Annotated in this window: 20 protein-coding genes, 1 tRNA gene and 1 pseudogene; 11 read left to right on the forward strand and 11 right to left on the reverse strand. The window is 66.4% G+C overall.

Going from position 1 to position 19,459, the window contains the following annotated elements; all coding sequences use genetic code 11:
• Positions 1-46: 46 nt before the first annotated feature.
• Positions 47-931: a helix-turn-helix transcriptional regulator gene (locus tag AT701_RS31145; protein WP_162139571.1), complete on the reverse strand. Its 885-nt coding sequence runs from the start codon at positions 929-931 to the stop codon at positions 47-49.
• A 272-nt stretch (positions 932-1,203) separates the two neighbouring features.
• On the opposite strand from AT701_RS31145, the pseudogene AT701_RS36145 reads away from it, so the two are divergent.
• Together AT701_RS36145 and AT701_RS31155 are read left to right on the forward strand one after the other, a co-directional pair.
• Positions 1,204-1,773 (forward strand): annotated as a pseudogene (locus AT701_RS36145) (mesocentin); the annotation flags it as partial.
• Between the two features lie 488 nt (positions 1,774-2,261).
• Positions 2,262-2,963, forward strand: a complete 702-nt coding sequence (locus tag AT701_RS31155; protein ID WP_223495877.1) for a chymotrypsin family serine protease — start codon at positions 2,262-2,264, stop codon at positions 2,961-2,963.
• A gap of 199 nt (positions 2,964-3,162) precedes the next feature.
• On the opposite strand, the gene AT701_RS31160 is transcribed toward AT701_RS31155, so the two are convergent.
• A tRNA-Ser gene (locus AT701_RS31160) sits at positions 3,163-3,249 on the reverse strand.
• An 18-nt stretch (positions 3,250-3,267) separates the two neighbouring features.
• Entirely contained in the window at positions 3,268-3,780 is a 513-nt protein-coding gene (locus AT701_RS31165; protein WP_003897770.1) for a MarR family winged helix-turn-helix transcriptional regulator, read from the reverse strand.
• A gap of 67 nt (positions 3,781-3,847) precedes the next feature.
• Between AT701_RS31165 and AT701_RS31170 the strand changes: the two genes are divergently transcribed.
• On the forward strand, positions 3,848-4,825 hold the full coding sequence (locus AT701_RS31170; protein WP_011731232.1) for an NAD(P)H-quinone oxidoreductase: 978 nt from the start codon (positions 3,848-3,850) through the stop codon (positions 4,823-4,825).
• 18 nt (positions 4,826-4,843) lie between these two features.
• Here AT701_RS31170 and AT701_RS31175 read toward each other — a convergent pair whose 3' ends face one another.
• Complete coding sequence (locus tag AT701_RS31175) at positions 4,844-6,040, reverse strand: cysteine desulfurase-like protein (protein WP_011731233.1); 1,197 nt, start codon at positions 6,038-6,040, stop codon at positions 4,844-4,846.
• 639 nt (positions 6,041-6,679) lie between these two features.
• Between AT701_RS31175 and AT701_RS31180 the strand changes: the two genes are divergently transcribed.
• Genes AT701_RS31180 through wzm form a run of 4 tightly spaced genes read left to right on the forward strand, consistent with a single transcriptional unit; the run spans position 6,680 to position 9,746 of the window.
• Positions 6,680-7,207 carry a bacterial proteasome activator family protein gene (locus AT701_RS31180; protein WP_011731234.1) on the forward strand — a complete coding sequence of 176 codons (528 nt, stop codon included), beginning with the start codon at positions 6,680-6,682 and terminating at the stop codon, positions 7,205-7,207.
• A gap of 7 nt (positions 7,208-7,214) precedes the next feature.
• A complete protein-coding gene (wzt, locus tag AT701_RS31185) occupies positions 7,215-8,024 on the forward strand; it encodes a galactan export ABC transporter ATP-binding subunit Wzt/RfbE (protein WP_011731235.1) in 810 nt (269 codons plus the stop codon).
• Entirely contained in the window at positions 8,011-8,919 is a 909-nt protein-coding gene (glfT1, locus tag AT701_RS31190) for a galactofuranosyltransferase GlfT1 (protein WP_011731236.1), read from the forward strand. The genes wzt and glfT1 overlap by 14 nt, the downstream gene beginning before the upstream one ends.
• A complete protein-coding gene (gene wzm / locus AT701_RS31195) occupies positions 8,916-9,746 on the forward strand; it encodes a galactan export ABC transporter permease subunit Wzm/RfbD (RefSeq protein WP_011731237.1) in 831 nt (276 codons plus the stop codon). Before glfT1 ends, wzm begins: the two co-directional genes overlap by 4 nt.
• Here wzm and AT701_RS31200 read toward each other — a convergent pair.
• Together AT701_RS31200 and AT701_RS31205 are read right to left on the reverse strand one after the other, a co-directional pair.
• Positions 9,734-10,138, reverse strand: a complete 405-nt coding sequence (locus AT701_RS31200; RefSeq protein ID WP_011731238.1) for a pyridoxamine 5'-phosphate oxidase family protein — start codon at positions 10,136-10,138, stop codon at positions 9,734-9,736. The two genes, wzm and AT701_RS31200, sit on opposite strands and share 13 nt — an antisense overlap.
• Positions 10,139-10,247: 109 nt before the next feature.
• Positions 10,248-10,709 (reverse strand): carboxymuconolactone decarboxylase family protein, encoded by a 462-nt coding sequence (locus AT701_RS31205; protein WP_058127227.1) that lies wholly within the window; start codon positions 10,707-10,709, stop codon positions 10,248-10,250.
• Positions 10,710-10,758: 49 nt separating this feature from the next.
• On the opposite strand from AT701_RS31205, the gene pdxR reads away from it, so the two are divergent.
• Together pdxR and AT701_RS31215 are read left to right on the forward strand one after the other, a co-directional pair.
• Complete coding sequence (gene pdxR, locus AT701_RS31210) at positions 10,759-12,168, forward strand: MocR-like pyridoxine biosynthesis transcription factor PdxR (RefSeq protein ID WP_011731240.1); 1,410 nt, start codon at positions 10,759-10,761, stop codon at positions 12,166-12,168.
• 18 nt (positions 12,169-12,186) lie between these two features.
• Positions 12,187-12,594, forward strand: a complete 408-nt coding sequence (locus AT701_RS31215; protein ID WP_003897783.1) for a GtrA family protein — start codon at positions 12,187-12,189, stop codon at positions 12,592-12,594.
• Positions 12,595-12,603: 9 nt separating this feature from the next.
• Here the strand turns inward: AT701_RS31215 and AT701_RS31220 are convergent, their stop codons facing one another.
• The 5 genes from AT701_RS31220 to AT701_RS31235 all read right to left on the reverse strand — a co-directional run bounded on the left by AT701_RS31220 (position 12,604) and on the right by AT701_RS31235 (position 16,975).
• The gene (locus AT701_RS31220; RefSeq protein ID WP_003897784.1) at positions 12,604-13,542 is read right to left on the reverse strand and encodes a beta-keto acid cleavage family enzyme; all 939 of its coding nucleotides are present in this window, start codon (positions 13,540-13,542) and stop codon (positions 12,604-12,606) included.
• Positions 13,543-13,553: 11 nt separating this feature from the next.
• Complete coding sequence (locus tag AT701_RS31225; RefSeq protein ID WP_058127228.1) at positions 13,554-14,576, reverse strand: ketopantoate reductase family protein; 1,023 nt, start codon at positions 14,574-14,576, stop codon at positions 13,554-13,556.
• Complete coding sequence (locus tag AT701_RS36150; RefSeq protein WP_223495879.1) at positions 14,573-15,052, reverse strand: MFS transporter; 480 nt, start codon at positions 15,050-15,052, stop codon at positions 14,573-14,575. Before AT701_RS36150 ends, AT701_RS31225 begins: the two co-directional genes overlap by 4 nt.
• Positions 15,040-15,849, reverse strand: coding sequence for an MFS transporter (locus AT701_RS36155; RefSeq protein WP_223495882.1), 810 nt, complete (start codon positions 15,847-15,849; stop codon positions 15,040-15,042). Before AT701_RS36155 ends, AT701_RS36150 begins: the two co-directional genes overlap by 13 nt.
• Before the next feature lie 67 nt (positions 15,850-15,916).
• Positions 15,917-16,975, reverse strand: a complete 1,059-nt coding sequence (locus tag AT701_RS31235; protein WP_058127229.1) for a LacI family DNA-binding transcriptional regulator — start codon at positions 16,973-16,975, stop codon at positions 15,917-15,919.
• A 219-nt stretch (positions 16,976-17,194) separates the two neighbouring features.
• Between AT701_RS31235 and AT701_RS31245 the strand changes: the two genes are divergently transcribed.
• Both AT701_RS31245 and AT701_RS31250 read left to right on the forward strand, forming a co-directional pair.
• Positions 17,195-18,097 carry an SMP-30/gluconolactonase/LRE family protein gene (locus AT701_RS31245; protein ID WP_011731244.1) on the forward strand — a complete coding sequence of 301 codons (903 nt, stop codon included), beginning with the start codon at positions 17,195-17,197 and terminating at the stop codon, positions 18,095-18,097.
• A 25-nt stretch (positions 18,098-18,122) separates the two neighbouring features.
• Complete coding sequence (locus tag AT701_RS31250) at positions 18,123-19,454, forward strand: MFS transporter (protein ID WP_058127775.1); 1,332 nt, start codon at positions 18,123-18,125, stop codon at positions 19,452-19,454.
• The last annotated feature ends 5 nt before the right edge of the window (positions 19,455-19,459 follow it).

The following is a 19,459-nucleotide window of genomic DNA, read 5'->3' on the forward strand; positions in this document are numbered from 1 at the left end:
GCCACAACGCCCGAATTCTCACGGTGGCGAGCGCTGTAGTACCTGATCAGAGATGAGCGCGGTAGGCGCTGGGTGTGACACCGACGCGTTGCTTGAATGTTGTTGCAAAATGGCTCGGACTGGAAAACCCTACTGTGAAGCTGATTTCGGTCATCGTCAAGGCTGTGCTCGCCAGCAGAGCCTTCGCGCGTTTGATCCGTTGGTCCAGAACGAACTGATACAGCGTGGTGTGAAACGCCTGAGCAAAAGCCGGCCGAAAGTCCCGGACGTTCATACCGACGATGTTGGCGGCGGTTCTCAGATCAATGCGTTCGTCAAGACTGTCGTGCAGAAACTCCACGAGTCGTCGCTGTTGACCTTGGTCGAGCATCTGCACACTCTTGCCGTCCGGAGACGGCGCTTCACCGTAGCGGTCCCGGATGTGCAGACGCAGCCCTTCGGCTATCGAGTCTCGAAGCAGGCGCGATAGAACATCATCACGCGCCGCCAGATCTGCGATCCTGTCGACCATGTTGTGCAACAAGGGATCCTGACGGTCGGCAACAGGACGCAAGGTCGCGCCTCCCACCGACGGGGCCGGCAGCGTCAGCTGAGCGAATTCAAACGCGGCGTTGCGCACCAACGCTGCTGACGAGAGCTCGGCGGGGATCACCCACACGTTGCCGTCTCGGGGTGTCATGCGGCCCGCTGATCCACCCTCGAACTGAAATTCTTTCGAGGACGCCCGCCCTCTGCGCCAGACCAAAATGGTGTGCTGCTTCCGCGAGAACGACCAGTCGACCGACTCTGCCATTCGCTGAGTGACGAAGCTGAATTCTACACTGAGGACCGTTATGTCGCGGCTGTGAAGGGAAACGCGGGTTTGGTCGGTGTGCTTGCTTTCGACTGGTTTCTCAGCTGTGGGTGCCTGCCCGTCACTTTCACCGCCCATACCACGCGACACTAGCTGAACTGCCGACAGCGAAACGGTGTCCGCACAGGATCTCGCAATCGCATGTCAGTTTTTCGAAAGCCGGCTGATAACCCGCTGCGTACCGTCTGTGCGCAGATACACGTGGCAACACCACCACGCGAAGAGGGAGTGCTGCGGCAGCAACGACCAACTCGACCGGAGTTGTGGAAGCACGCCGAGCATGGCATGTGGAGGGAAAATTGGTGCGGAGGCTCGTAACGGTTCTCATCGGACTCGCAGCGTTGGTGCTGATGTCGGCATGCGGTTCCGGGTCCTCGAGTTCACCCACAGCCGGCGGTTCGGATAAGTCGGCGAAACCGGGAGCAGTTTCGAATCCGGCCTCGAATGCGCAGTACTGCGCCCAGAATCGCGACCCGAGGTGCCCGAAGGGCAGCTATCACGGCACCCACGTCCTTCTCACGACCGCCGGTGGTTACTGGGATGCCAGCGGCAACCCGATCGACGGCGGGCCGATGGGCGCTGACGGGTCCACCGGCAATAACCACACCCAGGAGTACTGCGCGCGCAACGAGGATCCCGGTTGCCCGATGGGCAGCTACGTCGCCCCCGACGCCATCAAGAACCCCGACGGCAGCCCCAGCTACGTTGTCTGCGAAGGCACCATCTGCACCAACCCCAACCACGGGGCTGCGGATCCTGGCGGCTTCTGGGATGCCAACGGCAACCCGATCGACGGCGGGCCGATGGGCGCTGACGGGTCCACCGGCAATAACCACACCCAGGAGTACTGCGCGCGCAACGAGGATCCCGGTTGCCCGATGGGCAGCTACGTCGCCCCCGACGCCATCAAGAACCCCGACGGCAGCCCGAGCTACGTTGTCTGCGAAGGCACCATCTGCACCAACCCCAACCACGGCGCCGCAGACCCAGACGGCGACACCCCAGCGTCGGACGAAGTCACGGGAGCCCCCGACGACGATCCTCCTGCTATCACTCCCGCGCCAGATACCGATCCTGGCGAGAATTCTCCGCGCGATGCGCAGACACCAGACCAGCCGGCGTTACCCGAACAGCAGCCGGATGATGGTGACGCCTTCGATCCGGGATCGGTAGACGGCCCGGGCGACGAGCCGAATGTAGACGAACCGTGACCGGGGGAGTCTATGCGCCCGTGCCTCCCGGCGTCCCGGCGCCGACGCCGACGCCGGTCAAGCCGCGCCGACGGATACTGCGTCGTCTGCTCATCACCAGCCTGGGCCTCGCAACAGTGCTCGCGGTGGCATTCGTCGCATTCGTGTTCTGGCCGAATCCCACTGTGCCAGCAGACCAACCGAACATGACACAGGTGATGACCGGCACCGACAATGACTGGTTGTCGTTCGACGACTTCGTGCCGGGCACGGCGATTGCCGCCGACGGTTCCGACAACGACGAGTACGAGTGCACGCTGGGGTTCCTCGGACGCGACAGTTCCGGCACGCCGATCGGCTTCACCGCCGGCCACTGCGATCGCCCCGGCGACGATTCGCCACATTTCACCCGCAAGGCTGACGAAGACACCCCCGTGGAACTCGGCCGATTCACCACCGTCCAGACCGCCGACACGCCGGACAAAGTCGTGAAGACCGGACCCGACGGGTGGTCGGACTTCGCGGTGATCGAAATCGACCCGTCGCTGACCGACTCAGCAGAAGACAATGCACGGATCGCGGGGGTGTATCGGGTGACCAAGGTGCTCGATTACGAGTACCTTCTGAACAACAACGTGACCTTGTGCAAGTTCGGATTTGTCAGCGGCGAAACCTGCGGCAAGGTGATCGGGCACGACAACCTCACCGTGGAAGCCGAACTGTATTCCGCCTCAGGGGATTCAGGCTCACCTGCATACGTCAAATTCGGCAACGACGAAGTCGCCGCCGTCGGCATCTTGCGAGGGTCACCGGAAGGTGAGGACAACATCACCGAGTTCTCCCTCCTCGCTCCGATACTCGAAGCGACGAGCTCATCCCTGTTCTGTGACGATCCGACCTGCCGCGGAAACGGATCGTAGGGAACTGCGGGACGAGACGGGTTGGTCTCAGCGGAGTAAGTCCCGTGCCATATGTCTATCCCACCGTGGGATCCGAAGGACCAGTCACGCGGCGACACGCCGACACAGCGCCGGACTGATCCCCGGGGAGCTGGGTCAAAAAGTGTCACTTTCAGCACCTGCCCGACGCCTGGTTCGACGCCGAAATGCTACTGATCAGCGGTGGCGGAGGGATTTGAACCCCCGGACGGTGTTAGCCGTCTCTCGCTTTCAAGGCGAGTGCATTAGGCCGCTCTGCCACGCCACCGCCGATAAGAGTACGGGACTACACCCGGCCGATCTTGGCGGGCGGGGCTCCGTTCTTCAGCGCGGCGCTGATACGCCGGCAGTTCTCGCCCATCGCAGCGATCTGAGGACGCGACAGGCGTCCCAGGAAGTGCGTGCGGACGCCCTGGCCGTAGGTCACCATCGCCTCGCGGACCGCGGCGCGGCCCTCGTCGGTGATCTTGGCGACCACGCCACGTCCATCCTCCGGACTGGCGCCGCGCACCACGAAGTTCTGTACCTCCAACCGCCGGATCTGCCGGGTGACCCGGCTCGGGAGGGACATCAGCCGGTCGGCGAGGTCCCCCATCCTGGCCGAACCTGTCGGCGACTTGTCCAAATAGTCCAGCAGACGCACATCGTTCAGCGTCAGATGATGCTGGTCCACAAGCGACCGGTTCAGCGTCGCGTACAACCTCAGAGCCGAGTCGAGGTAGTTCTGCCACGACCTCTCCTCGGCGATATCCAGACCCGGCATGTCTCCTGCCGTGCGTCCGGCAATCATCCCCACCATGCGCGTAATCGTAAGGGACGTAAGTATTGCTGCGCGCGATAACTCGAAGGGTTGTACCGTCGAAAAAATGCATGCAATTGTCGCCTCCGTGAACGGCGGGCTGAACTGGGAAAACGTAGCCAGTATCGCGCCAGCAAACGGTGAAGTTCTGATCAAGGTCCACACCGCAGGGATCAATCGCGCCGACTTGCTACAAGCCGCCGGGAAATATCCGCCCCCGCCGGGGGCAAGTGAGGTCATCGGGCTGGAGGTCTCCGGGACCGTCGAGGCGCTCGGCGACGGCGTGTCCGGGTGGTCCGTCGGGCAGCCCGTGTGCGCTCTGCTGGCGGGCGGCGGCTACGCCGAATACGTCGCCGTGCCCGCTCCGCAGGTTCTCCCCGTCCCCGACGGAGTGAGCCTGCGTGACGCGGCCGGTCTGCCCGAGGTGGCGTGCACGGTGTGGTCGAACGTCGTGATGACGGCGGGGCTGACGGCGGGCCATCTGCTTCTGGTGCACGGCGGCGCGAGCGGCATCGGCACACACGCCATCCAGGTGGCCAAGGCGATGGGTGCGCGCGTCGCGGTCACCGCGGGCTCCGAGGAAAAACTCGGAATCTGCCGCGACCTGGGTGCCGACATCACGATCAACTACCGCGAGGAAGACTTCGTCGAGCGGTTGCGCCGCGAGACCGACGGCGCCGACGTGATCCTCGACATCATGGGTGCGGCATACCTGGACCGAAATGTCGACGCGCTGGCGACCGGTGGCCGGCTCGTCATCATCGGCATGCAGGGCGGCGTCAAGGCCGAGCTCAACATCGGCAAGTTGCTGGGCAAGCGCGCCGGCGTCATCGCGACGTCACTGCGGCCGCGGCCGGTCGACGGGCCGGGAGGCAAGGGCGAGATCGTGCGGGCCGTGCGCGAGAACGTGTGGCCGATGATCGCCGACGGCCGCGTGAAGCCCATCATCGGTGCCGAGCTGCCCATCGAGAACGCCCAGCAGGGCCACGATCTGCTGGCCTCCGGGAAGGTGACCGGGAAGGTCCTGCTGCGCGTCTCCGAATGACACCCCGGGCAGGCGTGACTAGCCGAGGGAGGCCAGCGCCCGCACCAGCTGGTCGACCTCGGCGGTCGTCGAGTAGTGCGACAGGCCGATGGTCACCGCACCGCCGATGTCGTTGACACCGATGACGTCGAGCACGCGCGAGCTCGCGTTGGCGATCGCGAGCACGCCGTTGTCGGCCAGGCGCTGCACAACGCGCTCGGCCGGCACGTCGCGCACCGCGAAGCTGAGCACCGGGATGGAGGTCTCCGGGCTGCCGATCACCATCACCAGCGGCAGCGACCGCAGCGAGGTCTGCAGATAGTCGAACAGCCGGCTCAGGTAGACACCGGCGGATTGCATTGAGATCTCGAGGCGTTCACGCCTGGTGCCGGATGCCGCCTCGTCGAGGTTGGACAGGTATTCGATGCTCGCGACAACTCCGGCCAGCAGCCCGTACTGGTGCACGCCGAGTTCGAGGCGGGCCGGACCGGTGGCGTAGGGGTTCAACGACACCGATCCGAACGAGTCGATCAGGGCCGGGTCGCGGAACACCAGGGCGCCGATCGGCGGACCACCCCAGCCGACGGCGTTGAGCGCGACGACGTCGGCCTCGATCTCGTTGACGTCGATGAGCCGGTAGGGCGCGGCTGCGGAGTGGTCGACCACGACGAGACCGCCGACCTCGTGTGTCAGCTTGGTCACCTCACGTAGGTCGGTGACGGTGCCCAGGGTGGACGACGCCGAAGCGATGGCCACCAGCCGGGTCGGCTTGTCGATGAGACCTTCCCACTGCCACGACGGCAGCTCACCGGTCTCGATGTCGACCTCGGCCCACTTCACCTTGGCGCCATAACGATTCGCCGCGCGCAGCCACGGCGCGATGTTCGCCTCGTCGTCGAGACGCGTCACCACCACCTCATAGCCCAGCCCGACGCGTGCCGACGACGCCTCGGCCAGCGAGGTCAGCAGATGGGCCCGGTCCGGGCCGAGGACCACGCCCCGCGGGTCCGCGTTGACGAGATCGGCTACCGCCTGGCGGGCCGCCGCGAGGACGGCGGCGCTGCGGCGAGCGGACGGGTGGGGGCCGAGTGCGCTTGGCATCGACCCGCGGAAAGCGGTGGAAACCGTGGTGGCGACCGCATCGGGTACCAACATCCCGCTCTGGGCGTCGAAATGCACCCACCCATCGCCCAGCGTTGGGTGCAAGCCACGCACCCGGGCGACGTCGTATGCCATGCCAGCCACCTTAAGAGCGTCCGCAACTACCACAAACTGCACGATGTGAAAGAGCCCCCGACCGTGCGTCTCGGCTGCCGAGGCCGCGCTCGGGACGGGTCGCCCTGGGCAGCCATACTAGTCCAGTGCGCTGCGGGTTCGGAGTGCTAATGGGTCTGCTGTTGCCGGACCATCCGCCGCGGTCATCGCCGGGGCGGCGGGCAGTGCACACCGGCGGCGACGGCAGTGGGCGTCTGCCTTGAGGTTCGGCGTCGTCGGGTTCAAGATCGGGCCGTTCGGCGCCCACACCGTGCCGTCGCAGGTCGCCACCACGGCGTTTGCTGATCTTGCTTCCGATCACCCGGTGGAGGGTCTCCCCGGATTTCCTGACGCCGCCCCGGAATGCCGCCCTGGTCGTCGCGGCCGCACTGGCCTGCGCGGTGGCCCGGAGGCGCTCCACCTCGGTCACGTGATGACGAGCACCCCGGTGGCCGGGAGGTTCGTCATGCCCGACGGGCTAGTGTCGCTAGATACCTCACGGTCAAGGGAGAAGATCGTCGTGGGAGAAGATCCACGACAGCGGCGAGGATCACGGCGCGGATCGGATCCACCGCCGGCGTGAAGACGACCAACCGAACAACGACAGGTGACGGGAAGGCCATGACCATCAATCCGGATGACGACAACATCGAGATCCTGACCGGTGCTGCGGGCGGTGCCGACACAGAAGGCGAGGGTGAGGGCGAGGGCAAGTCGCTCACCGACCTCGTCGAACAGCCGGCGAAGGTGATGCGCATCGGCACCATGATCAAGCAGCTGCTCGAGGAGGTGCGGGCCGCTCCGCTCGACGACGCGAGCCGCAACCGCCTGCGGGAGATCCACCAGACCAGCATCCGGGAGCTCGAAGACGGTCTCGCGCCCGAACTGCGCGAGGAGCTGGAGCGCCTCACGCTCCCGTTCACCGATGACAACGTGCCCAGCGACGCCGAGCTGCGCATCGCCCAGGCTCAGCTGGTCGGTTGGCTGGAGGGGCTGTTCCACGGCATCCAGACGGCACTGTTCGCACAGCAGATGGCCGCGCGGGCCCAGCTGGAGCAGATGCGTCAGGGCGCGCTGCCACCCGGCATCCAGGTTCCCGGCGCCCAGCGTGGCGGCGCCACCCACCCCGGCACCGGGCAGTACCTGTAGGACGCGCGTGACATCCTCTTCTGCACCGCGCATCGAGACGCGCGACGCATGGGTCGAGTTTCCGATCTTCGATGCCAAGACCCGCTCGTTGAAGAAGGCTTTCCTGGGCAAGGCCGGTGGTGCCATCGGCCGCAACCAGTCGAACGTCGTCGTCATCGAGGCACTGCGGGACATCACGATGTCGCTGGAGATGGGTGACCGGGTCGGCCTGGTCGGCCACAACGGCGCGGGCAAGTCGACGCTGCTGCGACTGCTGTCGGGCATCTACGAGCCCACACGGGGTTCGGCGACCGTCTCCGGCCGCGTCGCGCCCGTGTTCGATCTCGGCGTCGGGATGGACCCCGAGATCTCGGGGTTCGAGAACATCATCATCCGCGGTCTGTTCCTAGGGCAGACGCGCAAGCAGATGCTGGCAAAGGTCGACGAGATCGCCGAGTTCACCGAACTCGGCGAGTACCTGTCGATGCCGCTGCGCACCTACTCCACCGGCATGCGCGTCCGCCTGGCCATGGGCGTGGTGACGAGCATCGACCCCGAGATCCTGCTGCTCGACGAGGGCATCGGCGCGGTCGACGCGGAGTTCCTCAAGAAGGCGCAGTCGCGCCTGCAGGACCTCGTGGAGCGCTCCGGGATCCTGGTGTTCGCAAGCCATTCCAACGAGTTCCTGGCCCGGCTGTGCAAGACCGCGATGTGGATCGACCACGGCACCATCAGGATGACCGGCGGCATCGAAGAGGTCGTACGCGCCTACGAGGGTGAGGACGCCGCACGCCACGTGCGTGAAGTGCTCGAGGAAACCGCGCGTGACGCACACTGAGGTCGTCTGTGCGGTCGTGGTGACCCACCGGCGTCGAGAACTGCTGGCCACGTCGCTGGACGCCGTCGTCTCGCAGGACCGCAAACCCGACCACCTGATCGTCGTCGACAACGACAACGACCCGCAGGTGCGGGAACTGGTGACCGGCCAGCCCGTCCCGTCCACATATCTGGGGTCGCGCCGAAACCTCGGCGGCGCAGGTGGTTTCGCGTTGGGCATGCTGCATGCGCTGGCTCTCGGCGCCGACTGGATCTGGCTGGCCGACGACGACGGCAGGCCTGCCGACACGACCGTGCTCTCGACATTGCTGTCCTGCGCGCACACGCACAGCCTGGCCGAGGTCTCCCCCATGGTGTGCAACCTCGACGATCCGCAGCGCCTCGCGTTCCCGCTGCGCCGCGGTCTGGTGTGGCGCCGGCTCACCTCGGAACTGCGTACCGACAGCTCGTCGTCATCGGGGGATCTGCTGCCGGGCATCGCGTCGCTGTTCAACGGCGCCCTGTTCCGCGCCGACACGGTCGACGCCGTCGGCGTCCCGGATCTGCGGCTGTTCGTACGCGGCGACGAGGTGGAGTTGCACCGTCGCCTGGTCCGTTCCGGGCTGCCGTTCGGAACGTGTTTGACCGCAAGCTATCTGCATCCTTGTGGCACCGACGAGTTCAAACCGATCCTCGGCGGGCGCATGCACACGCAGTACCCGGACGACGAGACCAAGCGGTTCTTCACCTACCGCAACCGCGGCTACCTGCTGTCACAGCCGGGTCTGCGCAAGCTCCTGCCGCAGGAGTGGCTGCGCTTCGGCTGGTACTTTCTGGTGTCACGCCGCGACCTCGCCGGTCTGCGTGAGTGGATTCGGCTGCGGCGGTTGGGAAGACGCGAAAGGTTCCAGCGATGACGTTCACCGACGCGGCGGCGCAGTCGAAGACCATGGCCAGAGCCCGCCGCGACCTGGTCGAGGGTTTCGCCAAACGTGAACTGTGGGCCCACCTGGGCTGGCAGGACATCAAGCAGCGCTACCGCCGCAGCGTGCTCGGACCGTTCTGGATCACCATCGCCACCGGCGCGACCGCCGTGGCGATGGGCGTGCTGTACTCCAAGCTGTTCAAGCTCGAACTGTCCGAGCATCTGCCGTATGTGACGCTGGGCCTGATCATCTGGAACCTGATCAACGCGTCGATCCTCGAAGGCGCCGAGGTGTTCATCGCCAACGAGGGTCTGATCAAACAGCTTCCGACGCCGTTGAGCGTGCACGTCTACCGGCTGGTGTGGCGGCAGATCATCCTGTTCGCCCACAACATCATCATCTTCGTGATCATCGCGATCATCTATCCCAAACCGTGGACGTGGACCGATCTCGCGGTCATCCCGGCACTCGGGCTCATCATGCTCAACATGGTTTGGGTCGCACTGTGTTTCGGCATCCTGGCCACCCGCTACCGCGACATCGGGCCGCTGCTCGCCAGCGTCGTGCAGCTGCTGTTCTTCATGACGCCGATCATCTGGAACGAGTCGACGCTGCAGCAGCAGGGTGCGGGCTCGTGGGCCAAGATCGTCGAGATCAACCCGCTGCTGCACTATCTGGACATCGTGCGTGCTCCGCTGCTCGGCGCCGATCAGGAACTTCGGCACTGGCTGGTGGTCCTGGCGTTCACGGTGATCGGCTGGACGTTCGCGGCTTTCGCGATGCGCCAGTACCGCGGCCGCGTGCCCTACTGGGTCTGATCGAACGTGAAGAACCGCCCCGAGATCTCCTTCGGGGTGATGCGCACGTAGCGCCGTTTGGCCGGTGAGGTCCACAGCAGCAGTCCCGTCTGCTCGGCTTCGGCGATGTCCTCGGCGGTCTGCAGCAGTTCGGCGGTTCCGCGCACGATCACGCTCCAGCCGTCGGCGGCCGTGTGGGCGTCGGCCTCGAACAGCACGCGATCACTCATGATCGCGGTGATCAGCTTGGTGCCCTCGTTGGTGCGGAACAACACGGTGCGCTCCTGCACGGCGAAGTTCACCGGATAGATCTCCAGCCGTGTGCCGATGGTGGTGACGAACCGCCCGATCGGGACGCTCGCGAGCAGCCGCCAGCACTCGTTCTCGCTGAGCACTGACACCGGGCCGGCCATGCGCCCAATCTAGCTTCGGTGGATCTGCCATACCCGCGAGTGTGAAACCTCTGCGACTCCAACGCGGTTTTTTCGCTGAGGTTTCACACTCGCGGAAGGTCTGGGGGATTCAGCGGCGCGGGAACGGCATCTTCACGGTGACGTTGATGCGGTTCCACGCGTTGATGGTCACAATCATCGCGATCAACTGACTGAGTTCGCGTTCGCTGAACACCGCGGCCGCACGTTCGTAGACGTCGTCAGACACCGGGCCGCGGTTGATCTCCGTCACGGCCTCGGTGAGCGCAAGTGCGGCCTGCTCACGCTCGGTGAACAGGTCACCGGCCTCCTCCCACGCCGCGATCAGCGCGAGCCGCTGCTCGGTCTCGCCCTGCTTGCGGGCGTCGCGCGTGTGCATGTCGAGGCAGAACCCGCAGCGGTTGATCTGCGACGCGCGGATCTTCACGAGCTCGCCGATGGTGTGGTCGAAATCCTTTGCGGACGTGGACGACAGCGTCATCATCGCGTCGTACAGCTCGGGGAACGCCTTGTAGACGTTGATGCGTTCGGCGGATTCGAGTGTCTGTGTCATGACATCCACGCTAGCCATCAAAGGCCCGCCCAGGTGGTTCAATGTTGTAGTGACTTCACGGGCCAATTCTGGAGCTCGGGACCTCGAGCTGCACACCGTCATCACGCCGGGCAGCCGCACGGCCCGCGAAGACCTGGTCACCGCCCTGCGCGACGGCATCCGCTCGGGGCGCCTGGGCACCGGCACCGTACTGCCGCCGTCGCGCGTGCTGGCCGCCGACCTGGGACTGGCCCGCAACACCGTGGCCGAGGCGTACGCCGACCTGGTCGCCGAGGGCTGGCTGGCCTCACGCCAGGGAGCGGGCACCTGGGTCGCGCGCACCGAGGCCCCGCGATTGACACCGCCGCCGCTGCGCATCGCGGGCACGCCCAAGCACAACCTGATGCCGGGTTCGCCCGATGTCGCGGAGTTCCCGCGCACGGCGTGGCTGGCCTCCGCGCGCCGCGCACTGTCCAACGCACCCGCGTCGGCACTGCGCATGGGCGATCCCCGCGGGCGGCTCGAATTGCGTTCGGCGCTGGCCGAATATCTGGGCCGCGTCCGCGGCGTGCGCACCACATCGGAATCGATCGTGATCTGCTCGGGGGTGCGAAACGGCGTCGAACTGCTCGGCAAGGTGTTCGGGACACAGCGTTCCATCGCCGTGGAAGCGTACGGGCTCTTCATTTTTCGCGATGCCCTCGCCGCGATGGGCATCGCCACGGCACCCATCGGCCTCGACGAACACGGCGCGGTGATCAGCGATCTCGACATGCTGGACGTACCCGCGGTGCTGCTGACCCCGGCACACCACAGCCCGCACGGCATGCCGCTGCACCCGTCGCGGCGCAGCGAGGTCATCGAGTGGGCGCGGCGCACCGGAGGCTACGTGATCGACGACGACTACGACGGCGAGTTCCGCTACGACCGCCAGCCCGTGGGCGCCCTGCAGTCGCTGGACCCCGAGCACGTCGCCTACCTGGGTTCGGCCAGCAAGAGCCTGGCGCAGACCCTGCGGGTGGGGTGGATGGCACTGCCACAGGCACTTGTCGAACCCGTGATCGCCGCGGCGGGCGGCCAGCAGTTCAACGTCGACGCCATCACGGCTCTGACGCTGGCCGACTTCATCGCCACGGGCGGTTACGACCGTCACATCCGGCGCATGCGCAACCGCTACCGACGTCGCCGTGACCACCTGGTCGAGGCGCTGTCCGGCTTCGACGTCGGCATCCGCGGCCTGGCCGCGGGGGTCAACATGCTGCTCACCCTGCCCGACGGCGCCGAACCCGAGGTGCTGCGCCGCGCGGGCGAGGCCGGCATCGCGCTGTCCGGCCTGGCGCTCATGCGTCACCCGCTGGCCCATCCAGACATCCCCGCCCCCGACGGCATCATCGTCGGGTTCGGCGCACCCGCCGAACATGCGTTCCGACCAGCGGTCGAGGCGCTGCGCGGCGTGCTGGAAGACGTCCTGTCCCCCTGACCTCGCTAAGCTGCCGGGGTGGCCGAAACGACAGCACCCCGCCTGAGCCTGGGAACCCAGGCGTTCCGGTTCATCGTGACCGGTGGGCTGTCGGCGATCGTCGACTTCGGCCTGTACGTGCTGCTGCTCGCGGCCGGGCTGCACGTCAACGTGGCCAAGACGCTCAGTTTCGTCGCGGGCACCACCACGGCGTACCTGATCAACCGGCGCTGGACGTTCCAGGCGCCACCCAGCAAGGCCCGGTTCATCGCGGTGTGCGTGCTGTACGCGGTGACCTACGCCGTGCAGGTGGGCATCAACTACGTGTTCTACATGGCGTGGGACGAGAAGCCTTGGCGGGTGCCCGTTGCGTTCGTGATCGCGCAGGGCACCGCCACCGTCATCAACTTCATCGTCCAGCGCGCCGTGATCTTCCGTTTGCGCTAGAACCCCGCGCTAGAACCCGACCGCCGCGGCACCCTTCAGGCCCAGGAACTGACGCGCCTCGTCGGGTGTGGCCGGTGCGCGGTCGAACGTAGCGGCGAGGTCGACGGCCTTGCGCACCAACTGCGCGTTGGAGGTCGCGTTCTCGGTCCTGGTGATCCGCAGGTTGTCCTCGAGGCCGACGCGCACGTTGCCGCCCAGGATCAGCGACAGCGCCGCGAGACCGAACTCGCCGCGGTAGCCGACGCCCGCGGCCGACCACGTGAACGCGTCCCGGCCGAACACCCGCTCGGCGGTGCGCAGCATGTGGATGAGCTGATCGGGCTCCGCGGCGTTGGCACCAAGGACACCGAGGACGAACTGCAGGTTGAACGGCGGCTCCAGGACACCGTCCTTGACCAGCTGCTCCAGGTTGTAGATGTGGCCGACGTCGTACACCTCGATCTCCGGGCGCGTCTCGGACTGGCGCATCTGCTCGGCCATGTAGGTCATGTCCGCGAAGGTGTTCTTGAAGATGTAGTCGGTGGTGCCTTCGAGGTAGTCACGCTCCCAATCGGCGAACGGCAGATCCCGCGCCGCGACCGGGAACAGGCCGAAGTTGAAGCTGCCCGCGTTGAATGTGGCCATTTCCGGGCGGAACTTCAGCACCGACGCGCGCTCCTCCACGGTCATGCCGCGGCCGCCGCCGGTAGTGGGCTGGATGACGGCGTCGGTGTTCTTCTTGAGTTCGGTGAGCGCCCGCTCGAACAGGTCGAGATCGGCGACCGGCCGTCCCGTCGTCTCCTCACGCACGTGGACATGCAGCACGGCGGCACCGGCCTCGGCGGCCTCCACACCCGCGCGGACGATCTCGTCGACGGTGATCGGGATGGCCTTGGACTGCGCGGGCACGGTCATGCCGCCGGTCACGGCGCACGTGATGATGACCTTGTCGTTCATGGACTGGTTCATGGTTTGACTCCTCATTGTCGAGCGGAAATCTGGGCGAGGGCTTCGAGCGTTTCCCGGCCGGGCGAGCGCAGGCCTTGTTCGCATTCGTGGACGAGTTCGACGATGCGCGCGTTGAACGGGCTTGCCACACCGGCTTTCGCCGCGGTGGTGCACACGCCGCCGTTGATCACGTCGACCTCGGTGGTCGCGCCGCGTTCGAGGTCCTGCAGCATCGACGCCTTGGTGGCGCCGAGCTTGCTCATCAGGACTTCGATTGCCGCATCGGCGCGTTCGCGGTCCGCTTCGGAACGCACGACGAGATCATCGGGCTGGATGCCGATGAGCGGGCCGACCTCGAAGCCGGCCGCACGCGCGACGTCGTACGACTCGGTCCACACGTGATACGCCATCGTGCGGCCCAGCGGATCGGCGGCGATCTCGCCGTACAGCATTCCGGTGACACCGGCGAGGCCCGAGAAGGTGCTGTTGAGAAGTAATTTCGTCCACACCTGGTTCATCACGTCGGTGGACACGTCCACCTCGGCTGCCGCGGACAGCACGCCGCGCAGGGTCTCCAGACGCGCGGTGAGCGTGCCGTCGACCTCGCCGATCACGAACGGGGCCACGGTGGTCTGCGCGACGTGCCCCGGACCGAGGTTGGTCGCGCCCCACTCGGTGATGCCGACGACGAAGCGCTCGGTACCGACGATCTGCTGAATGGTGTTCTGCACCAGTCCGTTTCCGAGGGATACGTAGGTGTCCACCAGACCGCGTTCGACCAGCGGCCCGAGCGCAGCCTGCAGATACGGGGCCTTGAGCGCCACCAGGGCGAAGTCGAACCGGCCCGTGAGGGCCGCGGGACTGTCGACCGCGGTGATCGTGACGTGGCTGGTCTCGCCGAGTTCGTCGAACTTCAGGCCCGGTGAGTTCATCAACCGGACGTGTTCGGCGTTGGCGTCGAGCACGGTCACGTCCCGCCCGGCGCGCGCGAGGTGCGCCGCGGTGACACCGCCGATCGCTCCTGCGCCGACGACGAGAATGCGTGCGTCGCTCATGCTTTGACTCCCTTCAGTTCGGGTTGGGGCGCGGCGCGGACCTTGAGGGTCAGGCTCACCGCGGTGCCGATGACCAGCAGTGCGATGACGAACCACAGTCCGGCCCCGGGGTTGTCGGTGACGGATTCGAGCAGGCCCATCACGAACGGGCCGACGAAGCCGCCGAGGATGCCGAGGGTGTTGACCAGGGCCAGGCCACCGGCGAGTGCGGCGCCGGTGAGCCTCGAGGCCGGCACGGTGAACAGGATCGACTGCACGACGAAGAACGTCGACGCCGCGATGCAGAACCCGATGAGGGCGAGCGCGGGTCCGGCGACCGCGCCGATCACGAATCCGACGACCATGGCCGCCATCCCGCCGAACAGCAGCATCCGGGACCTGCGCCCGTCGGTGGCGTGCCGCGGCAGGACCAGCGTGCCGATCGCCGCCGCGACCCACGGCAGCGCGGTGAGCAAACCGATTGTCAGATCGGACATCTCGCCCCATCCGCCGATGATGCCGGGGAGGAAGTAGGTGAGGCTGTACACCGCGATCTGGTGCGTGAAGTAGACGGCGATGACCAGCAGGATCTGCTTGTCTCGGAACACCCCGGCGAACGAGTGGGTTCCCGATGCGGCGGCGCCTTCGGCCTTCTCGCGTTCCAGACGGTCGACCAGGGCACGTGCGGCCGCCGGTCCAGCCACTTGGCCTCGAGCGGACCGTTGGGCAGGACCTTGAGCACCACGGCCGCCAGCAGCACCGCGGGGATGCCCTCGATGACGAACATCCACTGCCACCCCTGCCAGCCGAGCACGCCGTCCATGCCGAGCAGGGCACCACCCACCGGCGCCCCGACGATGTTGGCCAGGCACACCGCGACCAGGAACGCCCCGTTGGCACGCGCTAGTTGATCGCGGCCGAACCAGTAGGTGAGGTAGAGCATCACGCCCGGGAACAGGCCGGCCTCGGCCGCGCCCAGCAGGATCCGCAGCACGTAGAACGACGCCGGACCCTGCACGAACGCCATGGCCGCCGACAGCAGACCCCAGGTGACCATGATGCGGGCGATCCAGATCCGCGCGCCCACGCGGTGCATGATCAGGTTGCTCGGCACCTCGCACAGCGAGTACGCGAGGAAGAACAGGCCGGCACCCAGACCGTAGGCGGCTGCCGAGATCCCCAGATCGACCTCGAGGTGGTGTTTGGCCAGCCCGATGTTGGTGCGGTCGATGAACGCGATGATGTACGCCGCGATCAGCAGCGGCATCAATCTGCGAATGATGAGCCTGTCCAAGACAACGCTCCTTCCAGACCCCCACTCGGGGGTCGTCACGATTCGATGTGGTTGTCGCTCAGTCGGTTCAGGCGGCGAGGTGCGGCCGCATCCTGGGGCAGCCGCACGTGGTTCCGATGCGCAGTTGGTGGGCGCGCAGCACCGACTGGTAGGAGCCTCCCGCTCCTTCGATGCGGCGGGTCAGCAGTTCGATGGACTGCTCGGCCATCTCACGCCGAGGCTGGTTGATTGTCGTGAGCTCCACGAGAGGTCCCGGGTAGAGCCCGTCGAAACCCGTGACGGCGACGTCGTCGGGAACGTTGAGGGACCGTTCCCGCAGTGCGCTGATGGCTCCGAGCGCGATGACGTCGCTGCCGCACACGATCACCCGCGGTAGCGATTTGCGAGCCAGCACCTGTTCGACGGCCTCGTAGCCGCCGCGCTCGCTGAGGTAGGTGCTGATGCGCTGCGAGGACACCGTCCGGATGCCGTGCGCCTCGGCGGTACGGATGAAACCCTCTTCACGCGCGGCCGACGCACTCGACGAGCGCGGCCCGACCACGGTGACGATGTCCTGATAGCCGTGCGTGACAACGTGTTCCATCATCTCCGAGGCCGCGGCACGGTCGTCGATGCCGACGAAGTCGGCGTCGACGCGCTGGATGCGCCGCGACAACTGCACCAGTGGGATGCGCGCGCTGCGCAACGAACGGATCACCTCGCCGTCGTCGGGGTGCAGCACGGTGATCACGACCCCGTCGACCTGGCGGGCGATCATCGTGTCGACGATCGACCGCAGCGTCTGCGGGTCCTCCTGTGTGTGCGCGAGGAACACCTCGTACCCACGGGCCCGCGCGGCGTCGATGGTGCCTGCCGCGATCTCGGTGTAGAAGGGGTTGGCGATGTCGGTCAGGATCAGGCCGATCACCCGCGTCTGATGCGACCGCAGCCGATCGGCCCGCGCGCTCGAGATGTGCCCGAGCGCTTCGGCCACTTCGAGGATCCTCGCCCGCGTCTGTTCGGATACGCCCGCGCGTCCGTTCATGACGTAGGAGACGGTCGCCGGTGAGACGCCGACAGCCCGTGCCACGTCGGCCGCCGAGACCCGGGTGGATCGCTGCCGCCGCGACGGGACTTCTGCACTCACTGGTCACCTCCCCCTGCCGTCGTGTGTGTCCGACGTTAAGTGTGATCCAAATCGTTAAGCAACGTTAAGTTGAATTGCAGCCCGATGCCCAGCTCGCCACCCGCTGTGCTGCGGCTTTCGTGCGAAAAAGTGGGTGCCACCACGCACGCCACCTGAAAATGCCGAAGATCACAACTTAACGTTGCTGAACATCTTCAGCCCGCCTTAGCGTTCACGCCCATGGGAACCGCGATCAACCGCGACTACTCGATCACCGTCGTCGCCGATCTCAAGACGACCCTCGGTGAGGGACCGCTGTGGGATACCGAGCAGCAGTTGCTGTACTGGCTCGACAGCGCCGACGGCCGCATCTTCCGCGCGACTGCGGACGGCACGCAGATCCGGGCGTGGGACGTTCGGGAGAAGATCGGCTCGATGACGCTGTACCGCGACGGCACGGCCGCGCTCACCGCACTCGAAAACGGTCTGTACAGAGTCGATTTCGAAACCGGCGAGCAGACCGAGGTGCTGGAGTTGGAGCGCGACCTGCCCAGCAACCGGCTCAACGACGGCAAGGTCGACAAGCGCGGCCGGTTCGTGTTCGGGTCGATGGACACCCTCGAGGAGTCCCGCAGCGGCAAGCTGTACAGCTACGGCCCCGACGGGACACTGCAGATACTCGACGAGGACATCACCGTCTCGAACGGTCCGTGCTGGAGCCCCGACGGGCGCACGCTCTACTTCTGTGACACCTGGACCGGCGAGATCTGGTGCTACGACTACGATCTCGATACCGGAAAGGTGTCCAACCGGCGCACGTTCGCACGTGTGGACACCAGCGGCGGCGGTGCGGCCGACGGCGCGACCGTCGACGCCGAGGGCTACCTGTGGCAGGCGCTGGTGTACGGCGGCAAGATCATCCGCTACGCGCCCGACGGCACCGTCGACCACGTCATCGACTTCCCGGTACTGAAACCCACCAGCGTGATGTTCGGCGGGCCCGATCTCGACGTCCTCTACGTGACCTCGATGGCGCGCCCGCCGCTGCCGCGGTTCCCCGAGGACGGACAACTGCGCGGCTCCCTGTTCGCCATCCATGGCCTCGGCGTGCGCGGCGTCCCCGAACCCCGCTTCGGCGCCTGATCACTTCACAGTCAAGGACATCGGTATGAAAATCGGCTCACGCAGGGTCTCGCTGCGCAACACGCACAAGTACTCCTGGGTCTCGCTCGGTGTGTGCTGGCTGATCTGGGTGCTCAACGCCTACGACCGCGAGATCATCCTGCGGCTCGGCCCCACCATCTCCGAGCACTTCGACTTCAGCCCCGACACCTGGGGTGCCATCGCATCGCTCATCATGATCTCGCTCGCGGTGCTGGCCATCCCGGGTTCCACGCTCAGCGACCGGTACGGCGGCGGCTGGAAACGTGCCCGCTTCCAGGTTCCGCTCGTGATCGGTTACACCGCACTGTCTTTCGTCTCCGGACTGAAGGCCGTCAGCTCGCACGCCGCGGCGTTCATCGCGCTGCGCGTCGGGGTCAACCTCGGCGCAGGCTGGGGTGAACCGGTCGGCGTCAGCAACACCGCCGAGTGGTGGCCCAAGGAGCGACGCGGCTTCGCACTGGGCGCCCACCACACCGGCTATCCGGTCGGATCGCTGCTCAGCGGCCTGGCGGCAGCCGCGGTGATAGCCGCGTTCGGCCCCGAGAACTGGTCGTATGCATTGTTCCTCGGCCTGATCGTCGCGGTGCCGCTCATGATCTTCTGGGGCCGCTACTCGACCGCGGAGCGCATCAGCACCCTCTACGAGGACATCGCCGCCAAGGGACTCACCCCGCCCGAGGGTGACGAGGCACGGGCGGCCTCCGGCGGAAAGGGCCTGATCGGGGCGTGCTTCAAGATCCGCAGCATCAATCTCACCGCGCTCACGACGCTGCTCACCCAGGTCGTCTACATGGGCATCAACGTCGTGCTGCCCGCCTACCTGTACAACGTCGTCGGGTTGTCGCTGGCCGAATCGGCCGGGCTGAGCGTCGTGTTCGCCTTCACCGGCGTCCTGGGGCAGATCTTGTGGCCCACGCTGTCCGACGTCATCGGCCGCAAGTCCACGATCATGATCTGTGGCATCTGGATGGCCATCAGCGTCGCATGCTTCTACTTCGCGACGTCGTCAGTGCTCGTCGTCGTGATCCAACTGGCGTTCGGTGTGGTCGCCAACGCCGTGTGGCCCATCTACTACGCCGCAGCGTCCGACGCCGCACCCGAGGGCGCCGTGTCGACGGCCAACGGGATCATCACCACGGCGATGTTCATCGGCGGCGGCATCGCCCCGCTGCTCATGGGCAGGCTGATCGCCGTCGGCGGCGGCTGGGAGGCCCACCGCGGCTACATCATCTGCTTCTTCGTGATGTCGGCCTGCGCGCTGGCCGGCGCACTGCTCCAGATCTTCCTGCGCCGCCCGGCCATCGAGGAAGAGGAGCCCGTGCTCGCGTCTTCGTGACCTCT

Origin of the sequence: Mycolicibacterium smegmatis, from assembly GCF_001457595.1 — a bacterium.
Classification (GTDB): domain Bacteria; phylum Actinomycetota; class Actinomycetes; order Mycobacteriales; family Mycobacteriaceae; genus Mycobacterium; species Mycobacterium smegmatis.

What these genes read in the sequence shown, in the direction of transcription:
- AT701_RS31145 (WP_162139571.1), bottom strand. Translation starts at nt 931, where the DNA reads ATGGGCGGTGAAAGTGACGGGCAGGCACCCACAGCTGAGAAACCAGTC.
- AT701_RS31155 (WP_223495877.1), top strand. Translation starts at nt 2,262, where the DNA reads ATGACCGGCACCGACAATGACTGGTTGTCGTTCGACGACTTCGTGCCG.
- AT701_RS31165 (WP_003897770.1), bottom strand. Translation starts at nt 3,780, where the DNA reads ATGGTGGGGATGATTGCCGGACGCACGGCAGGAGACATGCCGGGTCTG.
- AT701_RS31170 (WP_011731232.1), top strand. Translation starts at nt 3,848, where the DNA reads ATGCATGCAATTGTCGCCTCCGTGAACGGCGGGCTGAACTGGGAAAAC.
- AT701_RS31175 (WP_011731233.1), bottom strand. Translation starts at nt 6,040, where the DNA reads ATGGCATACGACGTCGCCCGGGTGCGTGGCTTGCACCCAACGCTGGGC.
- AT701_RS31180 (WP_011731234.1), top strand. Translation starts at nt 6,680, where the DNA reads ATGACCATCAATCCGGATGACGACAACATCGAGATCCTGACCGGTGCT.
- wzm (WP_011731237.1), top strand. Translation starts at nt 8,916, where the DNA reads ATGACGTTCACCGACGCGGCGGCGCAGTCGAAGACCATGGCCAGAGCC.
- AT701_RS31200 (WP_011731238.1), bottom strand. Translation starts at nt 10,138, where the DNA reads ATGGCCGGCCCGGTGTCAGTGCTCAGCGAGAACGAGTGCTGGCGGCTG.
- AT701_RS31205 (WP_058127227.1), bottom strand. Translation starts at nt 10,709, where the DNA reads ATGACACAGACACTCGAATCCGCCGAACGCATCAACGTCTACAAGGCG.
- AT701_RS31220 (WP_003897784.1), bottom strand. Translation starts at nt 13,542, where the DNA reads ATGAACCAGTCCATGAACGACAAGGTCATCATCACGTGCGCCGTGACC.
- AT701_RS31225 (WP_058127228.1), bottom strand. Translation starts at nt 14,576, where the DNA reads ATGAGCGACGCACGCATTCTCGTCGTCGGCGCAGGAGCGATCGGCGGT.
- AT701_RS36150 (WP_223495879.1), bottom strand. Translation starts at nt 15,052, where the DNA reads ATGTCCGATCTGACAATCGGTTTGCTCACCGCGCTGCCGTGGGTCGCG.
- AT701_RS31245 (WP_011731244.1), top strand. Translation starts at nt 17,195, where the DNA reads ATGGGAACCGCGATCAACCGCGACTACTCGATCACCGTCGTCGCCGAT.
- AT701_RS31250 (WP_058127775.1), top strand. Translation starts at nt 18,123, where the DNA reads ATGAAAATCGGCTCACGCAGGGTCTCGCTGCGCAACACGCACAAGTAC.